Genomic DNA, 18,863 nt, shown 5'->3' on the forward strand with positions numbered 1-18,863 from the left:
GCACCAGACCGCGCGGGGCGCCAGCAACAGAGTTGGCGCCCCTTTATTTCCGGAGGACGGCGGTTGGAGGAGAGGGACCGACGATGGAATTATTCGACCTTCATGGTGACGTGGCACTTGTGACGGGCGCCGGCAGCGGCATCGGGCAGGCAATCGCCATTGGGCTGGCCGAGGCCGGCGCCGACATCGCCTGCTTCGGCCACGCCTCGAAAGGCGGGCTGGAGGAGACCGCGCACCGGATCACCGCACTCGGCCGCAAGGCGCTGGTGCTGACCGGCACGGTGACTTCAGAGGCCGATCTCGCGGCCGCGATCGAGCGTACGGAGATGGAACTCGGCGCGTTGACCATCGCCGTCAACAATGCCGGCGTCGCCGGAGCTGAGCCGGCAGAGACGCTGTCGCTGGAGAAATGGCAGAAGCTCTATGACGTCAATGTCAGCGGCGTGTTCCTGTCCTGCCAGGCCGAGGCCCGCGCCATGCTGACGCGGCGCAAGGGCTCGATCATCAACATCGCGTCGATGTCGGGCTCGATCGTCAATCGCGGCCTGACCCAGGCGCACTACAATTCGTCGAAGGCCGCGGTGATCCACATGTCGAAGAGCCTCGCCATGGAATGGGCCGATCGCGGCCTGCGCGTCAATGTCGTCAGCCCCGGCTACACGCTGACGCCGATGAACAAGCGGCCGGAGGTCGCCGACCAGGTCAGGATCTTTGAGCGCGACACGCCGATGGGCCGCATGGCGGCGCCGGAAGAGATGGTCGGCCCGACCGTGTTCCTGGCCAGCCGCGCCTCGAGTTTCGTCACCGGCATCGACCTGATCGTCGATGGCGGCTTCGTCTGCTGGTAGGAGAAAAGATGCAGAAGCGATTCCTCGGAAAAACGGCGGTCATCACCGGCGCCAGCGGCGGCATTGGCGCGGCAATGGCCAGGCGTTTCGCGGCGGAAGGTGCCGCGGTCGTCGTCAGCGCCATCGACCCGCGCGTCGAAGAGGTCGCCGCCGATCTCAAGGCTGCGGGCGCCAGGGTCGCATCGCTGCGCATGGACGTGACCAAAAAGGACGAGGTCGTCGCCCTCTATGACTTGGCCGAGCAACAGTTCGGCCGCGTCGACATCTCCGTACAGAATGCCGGTGTCATCACAATCGCCAGGATAGAGGCGATGACCGAGGCCGAATGGGACAAGGTGATGGCGGTCAACACCAAGGGCGTGTTCCTGTGCTGCCAGGAGGCGATCGCGCGCATCCGTAAGCATGGCGATGGCGGCCGGCTGATCAACACCGCATCCGGCCAGGCGCGGCAGGGCTTTATCTACACGCCGCATTATGCGGCCTCGAAATTCGGCGTCGTCGGCGTCACCCAGAGCCTGGCCAAGGAAGTGGCCAAGGAGAAGATCACCGTCAACGCGATCTGCCCCGGCATCATCGACACCGATATGTGGGCCTATAACGACGCCGCATGGGGCAAGTTGATGGGCGACTACAAGCCCGGCGAGTTGATGGCCGAATGGGTGAAGAACATCCCGATGGGCCGCGCCGGCAGCGGCGAGGATGTCTCCGGCCTGGTCAGCTTTCTCGCCAGCGACGATGCGGCCTACATCACCGGCCAGACCATCAATGTCGATGGCGGCCTGATCATGTCGTGAGCGGCGCGGGCCGACGTACCATCGACCGGATATGAAAGCCGCTTCGCTGCGTTCAGGCTGCTCGGCCCGCCCGTGCCAATCCATGCTCCACGAGCCGGTCGATGATTTCGGAATAGCTGACGCCGCTCGCCGCCATTGCCTTGGAATACATGCTGATATCGGTGAAGCCGGGGATGGTGTTGATTTCATTGACCAGGAATTGCATGTCCGGTGTCAGGAAAAAGTCGACGCGCGCCATCCCGTCACAACCGACGGCTCTGAAAGCCCTTGCGGCCACGTCCCGCATGGCTGCCTCGACCTCCGGCGGCAGTTCGGCCGGCACTTTAAGTGCCGCGCCGTTCTCGTCGATGTATTTGGCATCGTAGCTGTAGAAATCGTGGCTTTCGGCCGGCACGATCTCGCCTGGCCGCGAGACGAACAGGTCGCCTGCCGGGTCCTCCAACACGCTATATTCGATCTCGCGCCCACGAATGAATTCCTCGGCCAACAGCTTGCAATCGTGCCGGAAGGCTTCAGCAAGCGCTCCATCGAATTCCTGGCTGGCATGGACTTTTCCGACGCCGACAGACGATCCCTGACGCGCCGGTTTGATGAAGAACGGCAGGCCGAGTTCGCTTTCCAGTGCAGCGAGGGCGGGCGCCGCACCTTCATGGATCGTCACTGAGCGCGCGATTGGCAGCCCCGCCGCTTCCAGGAGCCGTTTGGCGATGTCCTTGTCCAGCGCGGTTGCCGAACCCAGGATGCCGCAGCCGGCGAGCGGCACCCGAGCCACCTCGGCCACCCCCTGTACCGAGCCGTCTTCGCCATGAGGGCCGTGCAGGACAGGAAACAGGATGTCGATCTTCGGCAGATCATAGGGCGTGCCGTCGGCCGGGATCGCCATCATCCGTCCGCGCCCGCCCGGAACCAGGCAAACTTCCATGCCGGCCGCAGGTTTTGCGAGCGTACCATCCTGGAAGCTGCTCAGCAGCCACTGTCCTTCGCTCGTGACGAAGATTGGGAGGGCATCGTATTTGGCGGACAGCAGCGCACGCATGACATTGGTTGCTGAAAGCACCGAAACGTCATGTTCGGCGGAACGTCCGCCAAAGAGCACGGCAATTCGCAGTCTGTTCAAGGAAGAGGTCATGAAAGCCTCGGATATGATCTGGTGTTGAAAGGTCACAAGCCGGCGGCGATCCCGCGGTTGGCGAAGAAGTAAGGCATTTTGGTCTGCTGCATTGTATCGGTACCCTGTCCTCGCGGCTCGCATACGGGATGACCGGCAACCTTGGCTTTTTTCGAACCGATCTGCGGGTCCATGTAAAAAGACGGGCCGTGAAATTGGCACCGGCGTTAATCGTTGCGCGACGTGAACGTTGGTATATATAATTTCATCCCATGAAAGTGGCTCTGGGCGAGTTGCCGAGCCAACAGCCGAGATCATGGGACTTTGATGGTTTGCCCCTCAAGACCGGCGATCGATCCGTGGATGACTGCCTTGGCAGCAATCCTTCGGCAGTCATGACGCGGCCGGTCCCGCCACATCTTCACCAATTTGGGCACCACCCCCGTTTTGCGCCGGCATCCGCTTCGGCAGCATTGTGGCGCCTACGGCCTTGCGCAACGACCAGCTGTTCCAACACAATCAAAAAAGACGCAAGAAGGGAACTAACGATAACGTCCACCAGAGCTTGACAGGAGAACAAGCATGTCACTTCGGAGCATGATTTCGAATTTCTCAATGGGAGCCTTAACACTTGCCGCAGCCGCACTGACATCTTCGGCCTATGCGGCAGCGCCGGAATCCAACGACCCGATCAAGATCGCACTGTTCGATTGGACCAGCGTCAATCTGAACGCCAAGATCCTCGGCGGCATCCTCGAAAAGCTCGGCTATACCGTCGAGTATCCGACCGCCGACTATCTCTCCAGCCTGACCACCGGCCTGACCAATGGCGACATCGATGTCGGCCTGGAATTCTGGGACACGACGGCCGGCGAGGCGATGAAGGCCTCGGACGCGACGGGCCAGACCGAACGCCTCGGCAAGCTCGGACCCAAGGCCAAGGAAGAATGGTGGTTTCCCGAATATATGAAAGAGAAATGCCCCGGCCTGCCGAACTGGGAAGCGCTGAAAGATCCGAAATGCGCCGAGGCCTTTTCGACGGCCGAAACCACACCGAAGGGGCGCTATCTCGGCGGCCCGGTGACATGGGAAGGTTTTGACGACGAACGCGTCGAGGCGCTGAAACTGCCCTTCACCGTCATCCATGCCGGAACCGATGCGGCGATGTTCGCCGAACTGGACTCGGCCTATCAGCGCAAGGCGCCGATCATGCTGTGGATCTATTCGCCGCATTGGGCGCCGGCCAAATACAAGGGCGAATGGGTCGAATTCCCCGACTATACGACAGAGTGCTACACCGACCCGAAATGGGGTGTGAACCCCGACGCGAAATATGACTGCGGCAAGCCGCATGGCGAGATCTGGAAATATTCCTGGGCCGGCATGAAGGACAAATGGCCTGTCGCCTACAAGGTCGCGAAAAACTACACGGTCGACACCGACGAGCTCAACAAGATGAGCGGCGAGATCGATCTCGAAGGCAAGACGCCGGAAGACGTCGCCGCCGCCTGGATCGCCGCCCACGAAGCCGACTGGAAAGCCTGGGCCGAGTGACCGTCTGACTGGAAATCCGACGACCCGGCCATCCGTGGCCGGGTCTCGATCCCGTGTTCCAGAAGGACGATCGCATGACCGATACGATTGAACAGGCGGCGAAAGCGGGCAACGACGCCCGCCCGATAAAGCTTGCCTGTCGCAATGTCTGGAAGCTGTTCGGGGCGGACGCGGCCGATTTCATCCGCCGGCGCGACGGCAAGGCCAGCCTGGCGGACATCGCCGCTGCCGGACTGGTTGGCGCGGTGCGCGCCGTCGATCTCGAAATCCGCCAGGGCGAGATCTTCATCATCATGGGACTTTCGGGGTCAGGCAAGTCGACGCTGGTGCGCTGCATGTCGCGGCTGATCGAGCCGACCCACGGCAAGGTCGAGTTTGAAGGCAAGGACCTGCTCAAGATTTCCGATGCCGCGCTGATCGAGCTGCGACGCCACCGCATGGGCATGGTGTTCCAGAATTTTGCCTTGCTGCCGCATCTCAACGTACTGGAGAACATTGCCTTCCCCCTCGGCATCCAGGGGCAGGACCGGCCGACGCGCGAGGCGCGCGCGCGGGAAGTGATCGAGCTGGTCGGCTTGCGCGGTCGCGAGCATTTCTATCCGCGCGAGCTTTCCGGCGGCCAGCAGCAGCGCGTCGGCATCGCCCGCAGCCTCGCCACAAAGCCGGAAATCTGGTTCCTCGACGAGCCGTTCTCGGCCCTCGATCCGCTGATCCGCCGTGAGATGCAGGACGAGCTGATGCGGCTGCAGACCATGCTGCACAAGACCATCGTCTTCATTACCCATGATTTCGACGAGGCCATCCGGCTGGCCGACCGGATCGCCATCATGAAGGACGGCGAGGTCATCCAGATCGGCACGCCGGAAGAGCTGGTGGTCAATCCGGCGACCGACTATGTCGCCGAATTCACCCGCGATGTCGATCGCGCCAAGGTGATATCGGCGCGCAGCCTGATGCGCGCCTGCGACGGCGCCGAGTACGGCGGCACGGTCGCGCCGGATGCCAAGATATCAAGTTTTTCGGCTGATATCGTCTCTGCCGGCAAGCCCTTCGCGGTGGTCAACGGCACCGGCAAGCCGATCGGCTTAGTCACGCCGCAGGCAGTGATCGATCTTCTCGCCGGCATAGAACGTCGTGGGGCTGGCGCATGACGGTCACGGCAAGCGGCAGCGCAGCGAGGCCCCGGCCGGTTCAAACCTGGCTGGCGATCTGGGCCTGCGCGCTCGCCGCCGTGCTTATCGTCTTCCTGCTGCAGGAAAGCCTGCCCTGGGCGGTCAATTACCCGGCCGGCGCGATCGTTCCTGTCGCAGACTGGGTCGGTGCGCTGATGAACTGGGTGAAGTCGAACTTCTCCTGGCTGACCCGCTCGATCACCGCGGTGCTCGGCGTGCCGCTCGATTTCGCGCTCGGTCTTCTGGCCAAGAATTTCAAGATCGGCCATGGCGCGGATATGATCGTCTTGCCGCGCCTGTCCTGGGTCGGCGTCTGCGCTGCCGCCTACCTTGCCGGACGCGCCGCCGGCGGCTGGAAGCTGGGTGCGCTGGCCGGCGGCTGTTTTCTCTACATCGCGCTGTTCGGGCAGTGGACCAGCGCCATGCTGACGCTGGGCTTGATCTCGATCGCCGTGCCGTTTTGCATTGTCACCGGGCTGTTCGCCGGCATCTGGGCATGGCGCAAGCCTTGGGCGGAGAGGTTGTTGATCTCCCCTGCCCTCGATCTGATGCAGACGATCCCGACCTTCGCCTATCTGATCCCGATGCTGCTTCTGTTCGGCAACAGCCCGGTCTCGGCAATGATCGCGACGGCAATTTTCGCGACGCCGCCAATGGTGCGGGCGACGATGCTCGGCCTGTCGCGGGTGCCGTCGGAGATCGACGATTTCAGCGAGATGGCCGGCTGCACGGCACGGCAAAAGCTGTGGCGGGTGCTGTTGCCGTCGGCGCGGCCGACATTGATGGTCGGCGTCAACCAGGTCATCATGCTGGCGCTCAATATGGTGATCATCGCCTCGATGATCGGTGCCGGTGGGCTCGGCTATGACGTGCTTTTGGCGTTGCGCGCGCTCAAGGTCGGCGAGGCGATGGAAGCTGGCCTCGCCATCGTCGCACTGGCAATTGCACTCGACCGGCTGAGCCAGGCGATCGCGCACAATCACGCCAAGGGCAATGTCCGCCATCAGGCCAGCACGAGTTTCTGGCGGCGCTATCCCAATCTGACGCTGGCCGTTGCCATCCTCGCCGTCGCCACGCTGCTCGGCCTGTTCGTGCCGGCGTTCGCCGCGGTGCCGAAAGCGATCACCTTCACCACCGCGCCTTTGTGGAAGGCGGCGGTGAACTGGATCACCATCAACTTCTTCGACACGATCGAAGCGTTCCGCGTGGCGCTTATCCTCAATGTGCTCAACCCGGTGCGCGCCTTCTGCGAGGGCTTTCCGTGGCTGGGCGCGGTGTGTCTCCTCGGCCTTGCCGGCTACCAGCTCGGCGGCTTGCGCCTCGCCGCCCTGGTCGCGGCATTGACAGCGTTCTGCGCCGCCACCGGACTTTGGGAAAAGACCATGGCGACGGTCTATTTGTGCGGCATCTCGGCCTTTATCGCCTGCCTGATCGGCATCCCGATCGGGCTGATGGCATCGCGCAGCGACCGCTTCGAAAAGATCGTCACGCCGGTCATCGACACGCTGCAGGTGCTGCCGTCGTTCTGCTTCATCATTCCGGTGGTCATGCTGTTCAGGGTCGGCGACGTCACCGCGATGATCGCCACCGTCGCGTTCGCCGTGGTGCCGGCGATCCGCTATACCAATCACGGCATTCGACAGGTGCCGCCGGCGCTGATCGAGGCGGCGAAGGTTTCGGGCTGCACCAGGCGCCAGACCTTCTTTCGCGTGCAGCTGCCGCTGGCGTTGCCCGAGATTATGCTCGGCGTCAACCAGACCATCCTGATGGCGCTGGCGATGATCATCATCTGCGCCATGGTCGGCACGCGCGATCTCGGCCAGGAGGTGTTCATCGCCCTGTCCAAGGCCGATTCCGGTCGCGGCATCGTCGCCGGCCTGGCCATCGCCTTCATCGGCATCGTCGCAGACCGGCTGTTCAACGCCTGGACGGCGAAGGCTCGGGCAAGGCTGGGATAGTCCGGAATAGGACGGCCTCAGGAAGCTGCCGCCAAGCGCGCCGTTAACGAGGCACCGATCCCTACGCCTAAAGACATAGCCATTCGGGATTATTGCTCGTTTTTGCCTCACATCGTACGGCTGTCATGGGACGGGTAGGCTCAACAGGAGAGCGGATAATGTCTACACGCGTTCCTTTTACTCCCGGCGATCTGGTGGATCATCAATGGGGTACCGATGACATCCTCACTAGCGACCTGGCTACAGCTATCTTAATCGGCGATGCTGGCGGCAGCATGTTCGATTTTTCTAAGGGCGGCAACGACACCTTCACGGCGCTGCCAATCTCCACAACCACTACTGCCTACGGTGATGCTGGCGACGATATGTCGGACCACAGCAAGGGCGGCAACGACACTTTCACGGGCGCCTCGCTAGGCACCTACACTTTCTACGGTGATGCCGGCGGCAACATGTTCGGTCACGCCCAGGGCGGCGGCGACAGTTTTAGGGCCGAGGGCGACTCCTTCAACACTTTTTACGGCGACGCCGGCGGCGACATGTCTGACCACAGCAAGGGCGGCAACGATACCTTCAGCAGTGAAGTGGGTCGACGGGTAGACAACACGTTCTACGGTGACGCCGGCGGCAACATGTTCGGCTTTGCTCAAGGCGGTGACGACACTTTCCTGACCCAAACTAAACAAGGAGCTGACCACACCTTCTACGGTGATGCGGGCGGCGAAATGTCGGATCACAGCAGGGGCGGCAACGACACCTTCCAGGGCTCCAGGCAGGCCACCAACACTTTCTTCGGTGACGCCGGCAGCAACATGTCCGGCAATGCGCAGGGCGGCGACGACAGTTTCACGAGCAGGACCGACTCCAACAACACTTTCTACGGTGATGCCGGCGGCGATATGTCGGACTACAGTAAGGGTGGCAACGACACCTTCACGGGCGCCTTCTTTTCCACCAACACTTTCTTCGGTGATGCCGGCGGCAACATGTCGGACCATGCTCAGGGCGGCGACGACCGTTACACAGACCTGGGTGGGGCGATCCCGAGCAAAACTCTTTATGGCGATGCGGGCGGCGATCTTTCCGGTTTTGCCGCGGGCGGCAACGACAACTTCACGAGCGCGGGTGGCTCGGAGATAACTTTCTACGGCGACGCGGGCGGCAGTATGTTCGACCATGCGCTTGGGGGCGATGATGTGGCCGTGCTGCACGGCACCCATAATTTGGGGTATGGCGACGCTGTCACGATGCTCGGCAGCGCTGTGGGCGGCAATGACACCCTGACCGGCGGGGACAAAAGCGCCTTTCCTGATGTTCTAAACGAGTTGTACGGCGACGCATTCGCTATGTCGGAGTCCGCCACGGGCGGCAACGATATTCTTACCGGCGGCCAGAACAGCGAAAGCGGCCAAGTCCGTAACTTCTTGTGCGGCGACGCTCTGCAGATGTCCGGTTCGGCCACGGGCGGCAACGATACCCTGTACGCCGGGAGCGCGGCACCCGGCTGTACGGTCATCAATGACATGTGGGGGGATGGGCAACTGAGCGAGTTGGCTCAGGGCGGCCGAGACCAATTCATATTCAAGGACGATGGTTCAATGACGGTCGGAACCCAAAACACCATCTACGACTTCAACCAGACCCAAGGCGACACCATCGTGTTTAGTGGCGTGGGGGGCGTGCAATCGTTCGATGATCTCACAATTGCGCAAAGTGGAACCAGCACCATCATTACAGCGGGAGACGATCAAGTTACTCTCGCAAATTTTACGAGCCTGCTGGCAGCGAGTGACTTTCTGTTCGTCTGAGAGAGCGAAACCCTACCCTGTTCGAATGAACTGGAATGCGGTGAGAGTTCGTTGAAGATCGTCGCGGCCGGTCGCCCCAATTGTGCTCGACCGGCCGATCGACGATCCCAGCCGCAGGTATGGGTCAAGCGGCCAGGAATCTCTCGGTCAATCGAGCCCAGAGCGCTGCGCCGACGGTCAGATTGCCGTCGTTGAAATCATATTTCGAGCTGTGCAGGATGGCTGAATCCTCGCCGTTTCCGAGGCGCAGGAAGCAACCGGGTTTGTGTTCGAGGAAATAAGAAAAATCTTCGCTGCCGGGGATCAACGGGCAGACGGACACCTTGTCCTGACCGACGAGTTCGACAGCGATGTCTGTCGCAAAGGACGTCTCGCGCTCGGAATTGACCACCACCGGGTAGCCGCGCTCGTAATCGATCTCGACTGTTGCGCCATGCGCCTGCGCCACAAGTGCTGCGATATTGCGAATACGCTGCTCGAGCGTGTCGCGGATCTCGGCCGAGAAGGAGCGGACGCTCAGCGTGATTTCGGCGTGTTCCGGGATGACGTTGGAGGCCGTGCCTCCGTGAATCGTGCCGACGGTGACGACAGCTGTCTCGATCGGGTTGACGTTGCGCGACACAACCGTCTGCAGGGTCATGACGATGTTGGCGGCAGCGACGATCGGGTCGACCGTCAGGTGCGGACGCGAGGCGTGGCCGCCACGCCCGGCGATCCTGATGGTGACGGTATCGCTCGCCGCCATCAGCGGCCCGGCGCGCATCAGGAACGAACCCGTCGGCGCGCCCGGGTGGTTGTGCAGCCCGAATATCGCATCGCAGGGAAAGCGCTCGAACAGGCCGTCGGCGATCATCGCCTGCGCCCCGCTTCCCTTGCCGGCTTCCTCGGCCGGCTGGAAGATAAGGTTCACCGTGCCGTTGAAATGCCGTGTGCGCGCCAGGTATTCGGCGGCGCCGAGCAGCATCGTGGTGTGGCCGTCATGACCGCAGGCGTGCATCTTGCCGCTGGCCTGGCTGGCATAAGGGAGATTGGTCGCTTCGGTGATCGGCAGGGCGTCCATGTCGGCACGGATGGCGATGCTGCGGCCGCTGCCCTGGCGCAGACGGCCGACGACCCCGAGCCCGCCGACATTGCGCGTCACCTCATAGCCCCAGCTTTCGAGCCGTTCGGCAACGTATGCAGCCGTTTCTTGCTCCTGGAATGAAAGCTCGGGATGCGCGTGCAGGTGCTGGCGGGCCGCTGCAAGCTCGGCGGCCTTGTCGGCGAAGTCGGAAATGTCGGCGAACTGGTTGGAGGTCTTTGGCATGGGAGGTCCTTTGCCGGCCGAGCAGGTGCCGCGCCGGTTTTGCTTTTAGATGAAACGACTCAGGAAAGCCCGCGTGCGCGGGTGCCTGGGTTTAGCGAGAACCTCGTCCGGAGGCCCGGCCTCGATCACATTACCGTCGTCCATGAACACCACCCGATCCGCTGCTTCGCGGGCGAAGCCGATCTCATGCGTGACCACGATCATGGTCAAGCCCTGCCTGGCGAGATCGCGCATGGTGGCGAGCACCTCGCCGACCAGCTCCGGATCGAGCGCCGACGTCGGCTCGTCGAAGAGCATCAATTTCGGGCGGATGGCGAGCGCACGGGCGATGGCGACGCGCTGCTGCTGGCCGCCTGAAAGCTGGCGCGGATAAGCGTCGATCTTGTCGGCAAGACCGACACGGGTCAGCAGTTCGCGGGCGTAGCCGATCGCCTCCTTGCGGTTCTCCCGGTGAACGCCGACCGGAGCCTCGATGACGTTCTGCAGCGTCGTCATGTGCGGATAGAGATTGAACTGCTGGAACACCATGCCGATCTTGCGCCGCTGCGCGGCGATCGCGCGGTCGGAAAGCTTGTCGAGGCGGCCGTCGTGCAACCGGTAACCGATCTGCTCGCCGTCCACCTCGATCGACCCTTGGTCGATCGCCTCGAGATGATTGATGCATCGCAGGAAGGTCGACTTTCCGGAGCCGGACGGTCCGAGAATGACCACCACCTCGCCAGGCGCGACGTCCAGATCAATGCCCTTCAGCACCTCGAGCGGGCCGAAGGCCTTGTGAACGTTGCGCGCCCGGACCAGGGGCGTGTCATGCGCGCTCATTGGCGGCCTCCAGGGTGGCGGTCGCCGTCTTCTCGCGCGCGCCGCGGTCGCCGCGGCTGTAGTGGCGTTCGATCGCGCCTTGCGCGACATTGAGGACCGAGGTGATCAGCAGGTACCACAGCACTGCAACCATCAGCAGCGGAATGATTTCGAAGGTGCGGTTGTAGATCGACTGCACCGAGTAGAGCAGGTCGGCCATGGCGATGACGCTGACAAGAGACGTCGCCTTGATCATGCTGATCAGCTGATTGCCGGTCGGCGGCACGATCGACCGCATCGCCTGCGGGATGATGATGCGCCGCAAGGACCGCGCGCGGGTCATGCCGAAGGCTTCAGCCGTTTCGGCCTGTCCCTTGTCCACCGACAGCAGCCCGCCACGGATGATCTCGGCCATGTAGGCGGCCTCGTTCAGCGCCAGACCAAGAACGGCGGCCGTCAAAGGCGTGATCAGGTCGTTGGTGTTCCAACTGGCGAAGCCAATGGAAATGCGCGGAAACAGCGTCGAAAGGTTGTACCACAGGATCAATTGCACCAGCAGCGGCGTTCCCCGGAAGAACCAGATGAACAGGCCGGAGAGAAGGGATGCCAGCCTGTCGTTCGACATGCGCGCGATGGCGAGCAGCAGGCCGAGCACGATACCCAGGATCATCGCCACGACCGTCAGGCCGAGCGTTACGGAAAGCCCCTGCATGACCGTCGGATCGAAGAAATACTGGGCGACGACCGGCCAGCCGAAATTCGGGTTGACTGCAACGATATAGGCGAAGCCGGCTGCCACGGCGACGGTGAACGCCCAGAGCGCCAGCCGGACGAGCGGAAACGGCCGGTGGGCTCGTTTGACGTCGCGCAGCGCGTCGTCGGGACGTCGCGGCAGCCCGGCCGCGTAGGCAGCGGTGGCGTCGGTCATGGCAGCCTCTACTGGCCCTGGTTGATGCCTGGCGCATCGATCATGTTCTTCTCGAGACCCCACTTCTTCATGACCGCGGCGTAGGTGCCGTTCTTCATCAGTATCTTGAACGCGTCGAGCAGCACGCCGCCCAGCGGCGAGCCCTTCTTGACGACGGCGCCTTGATAGATGTCCTTGAAGCCGTTGGCCTGGCCGACCCCGGCGAGTTCCAGCTGGCCCTTCGCCTGCTCGACGAAATAGGTCAGCGGCGCCTGCGAGGAGAAGAATGCGTCGGAGCGTTTCGACCGGACGGCCAGTATCGAGCTCGGCTGGTCGGTGAAGGATTGCACCTCGACGGCCGGCTTGCCCCCCTCGGTGCATTTCTGCGCCTGCTGCTTGATGACCTTTTCGGCCGAGCCACCCGACATGACGGCGATGCGCTTGCCGCACGCGGTGTCGAGCGAGGTGATGCCTTGCGGGTTGCCCTTCTCGACGGCGAAGACGACGTATTCGCGCACCCAGTCGATGAAGTCGTTGGATTTCTGCCGGTCGGGATAGTCGCCGACAGGCCCCATCGCGAACTGATAACGGCCGGCATTGATGCCGCTCAGCAAAGCCGGCAGGCCGGCGACCGAGGCATGATCGATCTCGACACCGAGCAGCTGGCCGATGGCGTCGGAAATGTCCCTGGTCGCCCCCGACAGTTCGGTGCCGGTGACGATCTCATAGGGCGGGAATGAGCCGTTGTTGACGGCTGTGATCTTTCCCGCCGCGCGGATCTCTTCCGGCAGCCGGGCCCGCAAATCCTCGTTCACCGATTGCTTCTGGATATCCTGGGCAAAGCTGGCCTGCGCCAGCATGGTGACGAGCGAGGCGAATATGAAGCTGATTGTCCTCATGGCATTCTCCTTCGTGTTCTTCGTTGTGCGTTGTCAGGCTGCGGTGGCCCGCGATATGGCCTCGAAAGGAAACAAGGCTTCGGCGGAAATCGGTTCCGCCAGAATGCCCTGGGCATGGAGCTCGGTGACGAAATCCTCGATCATGCGCCGGTTGGCCGGCAGGCCGCTGGCGTTCCAGGAGGCAGGCAGGTCGCGCCCCGCATGAAGCAGCTCCTCGAGGATCCAGGGCGAGGTATCGGCATATTTTCGGCGCTTTGCCGTCCAGACGCGCTGGCTTTCGTTGATCAGCCTGGCGAGTTCCTGCGGCAGCCAGGGGTGCTCCCTGACTAGGGCGGCCTTGACAGCGACCAGATGCATGCCCGGGACATAACCGACGTCGGCGAAATAGGCGCGTTCGGCCGCGCGAAAATCGCGCAGCACTTGCCGGAAGCCGGAAGCCGGGCCGAAAAAGCCGTCCGGCATGAAGGGCGTGAAAACGGCGTCGAGCTCGCCTTGCGCCAGCAGCTCCATCATCGGGCGCTCGCCTGGTGCTGCTTCGATGCGCCCCGGCCTGCCGAATCCGTCGAGGCGGTCGGCGATCGGGTGCCCCGATGTCAGCCTGCCGGCGAACCAATAGGCATCCTCGACGCCGACGCCTTCCCGGCGAAGTGCTGCGCGCGTCCATGTGTTGCCGGAATCGCGCCAGCCGGTCACGCCGATGCGTTTGCCGGCAAGGTCGGAAAGCCGTTCCAGCGGGCTGGCCTCGACCGTTATGATGCAGCGATGGCGAAAGCCGCGCATGATGAAGCACGGTATTCCAACCATCGTATCGACGCCCGAAGCCATGGCCGACACATAACGGCTGAACGAGACCTCCGCCGCATCGTAGTTCGGATCGGTGCCGAGATCCGGAATGAGCGTGGCGACGCGGTCAACCTTCACCGACAAGCGGCTCGAAGTGACGTCACCCAGCACCAAAGGGGTGAGATAGTCCCAATCGCGGGTGGCTATAGTGATGGAGACGGGCATCGGCATGAACTTCAACGCTATGTTTGACCGGCGATTGGTAAATGTTTATTTTTGACCGATCAAATGTTATTATGTTATTGAACATTAGCTTTAATGATCGCGGGTGCTGATGGATTTCGATGCAGGATGGTTCGCTGAACGCCTTGGCGACCGCACGATGCGCGGCATCGCGCGCGAGACCAGTGCGCTAATCAGAAGCGGCGCGCTGCCTGTCGGCGCAAAGCTTCCGCCGGTGCGCGATCTGGCCTATGTGCTTGGCGTCAGCCCGGCGACGGTCTCGCAGGCGTGGAGCGAGTTGCGGCGCTACAAGATCATCGGCGGCCGCGGACGCAACGGCACCTGGATCATGGGCAACCGCTTTGCCGCCCGGCCCGAGCGCCACATGAGCGGCGGCAATTACGGACAGGATGTTCTGAACCTGGCGATCGCGGAGCCCGATGTGAGGCTCTTGCCGCCGCTCGACATCGCGCTGGCGCATGGCGCGCGCGCCGAAAAGCTCAACAGCTACGAGCGGGTGCGCATCCTGCCCGAGCTGGAAGCCGCAGTGCGCCCGTCATGGCCGTACGATCCCGGCGCGTTCCTGGCCACCAATGGCGGTTACAACGCCATCTACACCTTGCTGCATGCGCTGGTCCCGCCGGGGGCGCCGGTGGCTATCGAGAACCCTACGGCGCTTCGCCTGCTCGACATCCTCGAGGATCTCGACGTGCCGATCATCCCGGTAGACTGCGACAGCGACGGTCCCTTGCCGGATGCACTTGCCAACGCTCTGCGGCAGCGGCCCGTCGCGTTCCTGTTCCAGCCGCGCGTCCATTCGGTTACCGGCGCCTGCATGTCGTCGGCGCGGCTGGAAGTCATCGGCGACCTGCTCGCCGGCACCGACGTGCTGATTGTCGAAGATGACGGCGTCGGCGATATTGCCTCGGCGCCGCGCATTTCGCTTGGCCGGCGTTTTCCCGATCGCGTCGTCCATATCCTGTCCTATTCCAAGACCCACGGCCCGGATCTGCGGCTCGCCGTGCTGTCTGGATCGGCGACGATCGTCGAGCAGATCCAGTCCTACCGCAGCTTCAGCTCGGGATGGACCAGCCGCATCCTGCAGGCAGCCACCGCCTGGCTGCTGCAAGACCCGGCCACGGCCGCCCTGGTGGAGCAGGCGAAGGAGGTATACCGCGGCCGTCGCGAACGGCTCGCCGGCGAACTGGCCAAACGCAATGTCGATATCGACGCCGGACACGGTCTCAGCGTCCTCATTCCGGTTGCTTCGGAACCTTACGCGATGGTCACGCTGGCCGCCCACGGCATCGCGGTCCATGCCGGAGCGAAGTTTTCGACGGGAAAAACGAACGCTGTCCGCGTCGCGACCAGCATTCTGGACGAGGAGCACCTCGAGCACGTCGCAAATTCCCTGGCGCTGGCAGCCGATCCGGCGCGGGAGGTTAGCTAAAGGGTCAGCTACTCCGACGGATAGTTGGCGACTGGCCATATACAGACCCTGTCTTCTTTCGCGTTCAACTGCCGCTGGCCGGTCCCGAGATCATGCTCGGCGTCAACCAGTCCATCATGGTGGCGCTGGCGATGATCATAATATCTCCCTGATCCACCGTTCACCGAGAGGAGATTGCAGGTCGAGGTGAGCCGTTTCCACGGCCCGCGTTGGAGGTTTCCACGCTGACGCACACGCCTGCTTCCATACCGCTGGCCGATGACAGCTTCGAAGAGGTCCTTCGAGGTCAGAAACATGTCGAATCGTCAGGTATCACCAACTGGAGGCAGGGAGGTTCGGGACGGCGCAATACGGCTGCGCGGCCTGTTGGCTGCGGCCGGTGCCACAACCGCCATGGCGTTCGGATTTGGCAGCCTGGCGCTGACATCCGTCTTCATCAGACCGCTTGAGGCGGAGTTTGGCTGGTCGCGAGCCGACATCAGCCTTGCCTACACGTTATCAAGCGTCGGCATGGCGTTGGGCGGGCTGTTCTGGGGCCGGCTGTCGGACCGCCTGAATGTCAAAAGCCTGCTATTCATCGGCTCAGCTGGCATGGTGATCGCGCTCGCCGCGCTTTCCTCCGCCAATTCGCTCTGGCAGATCTATGCGGCCAACTTCGCTTTGGGCGGGCTAGGCTTTGCCTGTCTGTACGCGCCGGTACTTGCAGTGACCGGACTCTGGTTCGACCGCCGCCGCGGCGTGGCGGTGGGGATCGTCACAGCAGGCGGAGCCCTGGGCCAGGGCATAATGCCCTACGCCGCGAATGCCTTGATTGACGGCGTCGGTTGGCGCCTCGCATACGCGATCATGGCGGCGGCGACGATGGCTGCGCTGGCGATCTTCATGCCGGCGGTTCAGGCGCCGCCCGTCGGTGAGGTCCTTCCCGCGCCGGTGCGTTTTTCAGCAAAGCCAGGGTTCCAAAGTGGCCGCCTTTCCCCGGTGACGCTGCTATCTGCCGCAGCCTTCCTCTGCTGCGCCTGCATGGGCGTCCCGCTGATGCACCTCACGAGCTTCGTCACGGCTGTGTGCGGGTCTTCGGATGTCGGATCGCTCAGCCTGCTGACCGCCATGCTGTTCGGCGCCGTCGGGCGGATCGCGTTCGGGCTCCTCGCCGACCGGGCAAGCAATCTTGCCGCCTATGCCCTGGCGTCGTTTATTCAGACGGCATGCGTTGCGATTTTTCCCGCGCTGGACCAGCAGCTGAGCCTGCTGGCGCTGTCGGCGGTTTTCGGCTTCGGCTTCGCCGGAAACATGACGTGCCTGATCCTTTGCGTGCGCCAGTTTGCGCCAGCCGAACGCTTTGGCCAGTCACTCGGCATCGTCATGCTGATCGCCTGGCTGGGCATGGGCGTGGCCGGCTATTTCGGCGGTTTCGTCTATGACAGCTTCGGCAGCTATGGGCCCGCTTTCCTGGTGGCATCTGTCGCAGGCGCGGCCAATCTCGTGGTTCTGGGCGTATTGGCGGCATCATCCGGCGCGAGAGCGCAGGTCCCATGCGGCCGCCTTCCGGACCCTGCGATGAGGCGCTGATTCAAACGTCGAAATCCATTTTAATTCCACGTTGGTTCGAACGCTGCAAACCACGGCCTTCCTGCCAACCTCAGAGATCGAAGAGGGCAGAGCACCGTCATCACCAGGCAAGGACAGCTGAGATGAGCAGTATCTACGACAGCATTCTCGACACGATCGGCGACACGCCGGTCGTCCGCCTTTCCCGCATCAACAATGGTGCCGCTTCGCTCTATGCCAAGATCGAGGCGTTCAATCCTGGCGGCTCGGTCAAGGACCGTCTTGCCGCAGCGATCATCGAAGAAGCGGAGAGTTCGGGTGCACTTCGGCCTGGCCAGACGGTGATCGAGGCGACGAGCGGCAACACGGGCATCGGACTTGCCATGGTTTGCGCGCGGAAAGGCTATCCTCTCGTCATCGTAATGCCGGAGAACGCCAGCCTCGAACGCCGCAAGCTGATGCGTTTCTTCGGTGCCAAGGTCGTGTTGACCCCTGCTGTCGAGCGCGGCAGCGGCATGCTCGCCAAGGCGTTCGAGCTGGCCGGAGCGCACGGCTGGTTCCTCTGCCGGCAATTCGAGACGCCCGTCAACGCCGATGTCCATGCCCGCACGACAGCGCTCGAAATCCTCGCAGCGTTCCAGGACCGTCCACTCGATTACTGGGTCACCGGCACCGGGACCGGCGGAACGCTGGCCGGAGTGGCGCGAGTACTCAAGCGCGAGCGCCCGGAAACGCGGATCATCGTCTGCGAGCCCGACAATTCGGCGCTGCTGTCGAGTGGCATTCCCCAAGCTTTCGACGAACACGGACTGCCCACTCGGGCGCACACTCGCTTCCGGCCACACCCGATGCAGGGCTGGAGCCCTGATTTCATTCCGCTGATCGTCGGCAACGCGATGGCTGACGGTCTTGTGGACGAAATCTTGCCCGTTTCAGGCGCCAGCGCTTTGGAAGCTGCGCGCCGGCTTGCGACGGAAGAAGGAATACTGGCGGGGATCTCTGGCGGGGCTACCTTGAGCGGCGCACTGGAAATCGCTGGACGCGTCGGACCGGACCGGAACGTGCTCTGTATGTTGCCTGACACGGGCGAGCGGTATCTCAGCACGATTCTGTTCGATCACATCAGCGAGGAAATGTCGCCCGCCGAAGAGGCGATCTCTCGCTCCACACTCGGCTACCGCTTCGACCGGCCGCCGTCCTTCGCCCTTTCATCGGCGCCCGTGAACGAAATCCAAATCGATCAGTCGGCGCATGCGTTTGTCGATGAGGCGATCTATGATCCGGAGCATCCGGTGGTCATATTCGCCCTGACATGGTGCGAATTCTGCTGGACGGTAAGAAAGCTTTTCGACCGTGCCGGAATCGCCTACAGGTCCATCGACATCGATGCTCCGGAATTCCAGAAGAACGGCCGGGACGGGGAAATCCGCAAGGCTCTGAGGGCCCGGATCGGTTCGCCTACAATTCCGCAGGTCTTTGTCGGCGGCGAGCATATCGGTGGTTGCATGGATACGCTTGCGGCCTGGCGGGACGGCACGCTCGCCGCCCGGCTGGAGTTCGTTGGCGCAAACTACACGCCCGGCGCATGCGCAAATCCCGAGAGCCTGCTGCCCCGATGGGTGCGCGCGGCAGCGTGAGACCCTGCCTCCGGGCCTTTCAGAGTGCGGTCGCCACCATCAAAGCGAGCCGGAACGGGCGTGATCCCGTT

At 62.9% G+C, this 18,863-nt stretch carries 15 protein-coding genes and 1 pseudogene; 10 read left to right on the top strand and 6 right to left on the bottom strand.

Features of this window, described 5'->3' with window-relative positions; genetic code table 11:
* The first annotated feature begins 83 nt into the window (after nucleotides 1-83).
* Both NKI67_RS27305 and NKI67_RS27310 read left to right on the top strand, forming a co-directional pair.
* Nucleotides 84-848 (top strand): SDR family oxidoreductase, encoded by a 765-nt coding sequence (locus tag NKI67_RS27305; protein WP_023674024.1) that lies wholly within the window; start codon nucleotides 84-86, stop codon nucleotides 846-848.
* Between the two features lie 8 nt (nucleotides 849-856).
* Nucleotides 857-1,642, top strand: a complete 786-nt coding sequence (locus NKI67_RS27310; protein WP_023674023.1) for an SDR family oxidoreductase — start codon at nucleotides 857-859, stop codon at nucleotides 1,640-1,642.
* 52 nt (nucleotides 1,643-1,694) lie between these two features.
* Here NKI67_RS27310 and NKI67_RS27315 read toward each other — a convergent pair whose 3' ends face one another.
* A complete protein-coding gene (locus NKI67_RS27315; protein ID WP_031211024.1) occupies nucleotides 1,695-2,771 on the bottom strand; it encodes a D-alanine--D-alanine ligase family protein in 1,077 nt (358 codons plus the stop codon).
* Between the two features lie 561 nt (nucleotides 2,772-3,332).
* On the opposite strand from NKI67_RS27315, the gene NKI67_RS27320 reads away from it, so the two are divergent.
* The 4 genes from NKI67_RS27320 to NKI67_RS27335 all read left to right on the top strand — a co-directional run bounded on the left by NKI67_RS27320 (nucleotide 3,333) and on the right by NKI67_RS27335 (nucleotide 9,242).
* On the top strand, nucleotides 3,333-4,304 hold the full coding sequence (locus NKI67_RS27320) for an ABC transporter substrate-binding protein (protein ID WP_031211023.1): 972 nt from the start codon (nucleotides 3,333-3,335) through the stop codon (nucleotides 4,302-4,304).
* Nucleotides 4,305-4,378: 74 nt separating this feature from the next.
* Nucleotides 4,379-5,455, top strand: a complete 1,077-nt coding sequence (locus NKI67_RS27325; protein WP_031211022.1) for a quaternary amine ABC transporter ATP-binding protein — start codon at nucleotides 4,379-4,381, stop codon at nucleotides 5,453-5,455.
* Nucleotides 5,452-7,434, top strand: a complete 1,983-nt coding sequence (locus NKI67_RS27330) for an ABC transporter permease (protein WP_023674018.1) — start codon at nucleotides 5,452-5,454, stop codon at nucleotides 7,432-7,434. The genes NKI67_RS27325 and NKI67_RS27330 overlap by 4 nt, the downstream gene beginning before the upstream one ends.
* A 158-nt stretch (nucleotides 7,435-7,592) precedes the next feature.
* Nucleotides 7,593-9,242, top strand: coding sequence for a hypothetical protein (locus tag NKI67_RS27335; RefSeq protein ID WP_352647860.1), 1,650 nt, complete (start codon nucleotides 7,593-7,595; stop codon nucleotides 9,240-9,242).
* A 124-nt stretch (nucleotides 9,243-9,366) separates the two neighbouring features.
* Here the strand turns inward: NKI67_RS27335 and NKI67_RS27340 are convergent, their stop codons facing one another.
* The 5 genes from NKI67_RS27340 to NKI67_RS27360 form a co-directional block, all read right to left on the bottom strand.
* Nucleotides 9,367-10,548: a M20 aminoacylase family protein gene (locus NKI67_RS27340; protein ID WP_023674015.1), complete on the bottom strand. Its 1,182-nt coding sequence runs from the start codon at nucleotides 10,546-10,548 to the stop codon at nucleotides 9,367-9,369.
* A gap of 45 nt (nucleotides 10,549-10,593) precedes the next feature.
* Nucleotides 10,594-11,367 carry an amino acid ABC transporter ATP-binding protein gene (locus tag NKI67_RS27345; protein WP_023674014.1) on the bottom strand — a complete coding sequence of 258 codons (774 nt, stop codon included), beginning with the start codon at nucleotides 11,365-11,367 and terminating at the stop codon, nucleotides 10,594-10,596.
* The gene (locus tag NKI67_RS27350; RefSeq protein ID WP_023674013.1) at nucleotides 11,354-12,274 is read right to left on the bottom strand and encodes an amino acid ABC transporter permease; all 921 of its coding nucleotides are present in this window, start codon (nucleotides 12,272-12,274) and stop codon (nucleotides 11,354-11,356) included. The genes NKI67_RS27345 and NKI67_RS27350 overlap by 14 nt, the downstream gene beginning before the upstream one ends.
* An 8-nt stretch (nucleotides 12,275-12,282) precedes the next feature.
* The gene (locus tag NKI67_RS27355; protein WP_502896670.1) at nucleotides 12,283-13,113 is read right to left on the bottom strand and encodes an ABC transporter substrate-binding protein; all 831 of its coding nucleotides are present in this window, start codon (nucleotides 13,111-13,113) and stop codon (nucleotides 12,283-12,285) included.
* A 72-nt stretch (nucleotides 13,114-13,185) separates the two neighbouring features.
* Nucleotides 13,186-14,160, bottom strand: a complete 975-nt coding sequence (locus tag NKI67_RS27360) for a substrate-binding domain-containing protein (RefSeq protein ID WP_031211020.1) — start codon at nucleotides 14,158-14,160, stop codon at nucleotides 13,186-13,188.
* A gap of 109 nt (nucleotides 14,161-14,269) precedes the next feature.
* Here NKI67_RS27360 and NKI67_RS27365 point away from each other — a divergent pair, with 109 nt between their 5' ends.
* From NKI67_RS27365 to cysK, 4 genes and pseudogenes are all read left to right on the top strand, one after another.
* Nucleotides 14,270-15,607, top strand: coding sequence for an aminotransferase-like domain-containing protein (locus NKI67_RS27365; RefSeq protein ID WP_023674010.1), 1,338 nt, complete (start codon nucleotides 14,270-14,272; stop codon nucleotides 15,605-15,607).
* 56 nt (nucleotides 15,608-15,663) lie between these two features.
* Nucleotides 15,664-15,753: pseudogene (locus NKI67_RS27370) on the top strand (proline/glycine betaine ABC transporter permease); the annotation flags it as partial.
* Between the two features lie 247 nt (nucleotides 15,754-16,000).
* A complete protein-coding gene (locus NKI67_RS27375; protein ID WP_031211018.1) occupies nucleotides 16,001-17,176 on the top strand; it encodes an MFS transporter in 1,176 nt (391 codons plus the stop codon).
* Nucleotides 17,177-17,298: 122 nt separating this feature from the next.
* Nucleotides 17,299-18,792, top strand: a complete 1,494-nt coding sequence (gene cysK, locus NKI67_RS27380) for a cysteine synthase A (protein WP_023674007.1) — start codon at nucleotides 17,299-17,301, stop codon at nucleotides 18,790-18,792.
* The last annotated feature ends 71 nt before the right edge of the window (nucleotides 18,793-18,863 follow it).

Source organism: Mesorhizobium sp. M0408, from assembly GCF_040321495.1.
In the GTDB taxonomy this organism is placed as follows: domain Bacteria; phylum Pseudomonadota; class Alphaproteobacteria; order Rhizobiales; family Rhizobiaceae; genus Mesorhizobium.

Bases quoted from the DNA above. Each gene is read 5' to 3' on its own strand.
- NKI67_RS27305 (WP_023674024.1), top strand. From the start codon at position 84: ATGGAATTATTCGACCTTCATGGTGACGTGGCACTTGTGACGGGCGCC.
- NKI67_RS27310 (WP_023674023.1), top strand. From the start codon at position 857: ATGCAGAAGCGATTCCTCGGAAAAACGGCGGTCATCACCGGCGCCAGC.
- NKI67_RS27315 (WP_031211024.1), bottom strand. From the start codon at position 2,771: ATGACCTCTTCCTTGAACAGACTGCGAATTGCCGTGCTCTTTGGCGGA.
- NKI67_RS27320 (WP_031211023.1), top strand. From the start codon at position 3,333: ATGTCACTTCGGAGCATGATTTCGAATTTCTCAATGGGAGCCTTAACA.
- NKI67_RS27325 (WP_031211022.1), top strand. From the start codon at position 4,379: ATGACCGATACGATTGAACAGGCGGCGAAAGCGGGCAACGACGCCCGC.
- NKI67_RS27330 (WP_023674018.1), top strand. From the start codon at position 5,452: ATGACGGTCACGGCAAGCGGCAGCGCAGCGAGGCCCCGGCCGGTTCAA.
- NKI67_RS27335 (WP_352647860.1), top strand. From the start codon at position 7,593: ATGTCTACACGCGTTCCTTTTACTCCCGGCGATCTGGTGGATCATCAA.
- NKI67_RS27340 (WP_023674015.1), bottom strand. From the start codon at position 10,548: ATGCCAAAGACCTCCAACCAGTTCGCCGACATTTCCGACTTCGCCGAC.
- NKI67_RS27345 (WP_023674014.1), bottom strand. From the start codon at position 11,367: ATGAGCGCGCATGACACGCCCCTGGTCCGGGCGCGCAACGTTCACAAG.
- NKI67_RS27350 (WP_023674013.1), bottom strand. From the start codon at position 12,274: ATGACCGACGCCACCGCTGCCTACGCGGCCGGGCTGCCGCGACGTCCC.
- NKI67_RS27355 (WP_502896670.1), bottom strand. From the start codon at position 13,113: ATGCTGGCGCAGGCCAGCTTTGCCCAGGATATCCAGAAGCAATCGGTG.
- NKI67_RS27360 (WP_031211020.1), bottom strand. From the start codon at position 14,160: ATGCCCGTCTCCATCACTATAGCCACCCGCGATTGGGACTATCTCACC.
- NKI67_RS27365 (WP_023674010.1), top strand. From the start codon at position 14,270: ATGGATTTCGATGCAGGATGGTTCGCTGAACGCCTTGGCGACCGCACG.
- NKI67_RS27375 (WP_031211018.1), top strand. From the start codon at position 16,001: ATGGCGTTCGGATTTGGCAGCCTGGCGCTGACATCCGTCTTCATCAGA.
- cysK (WP_023674007.1), top strand. From the start codon at position 17,299: ATGAGCAGTATCTACGACAGCATTCTCGACACGATCGGCGACACGCCG.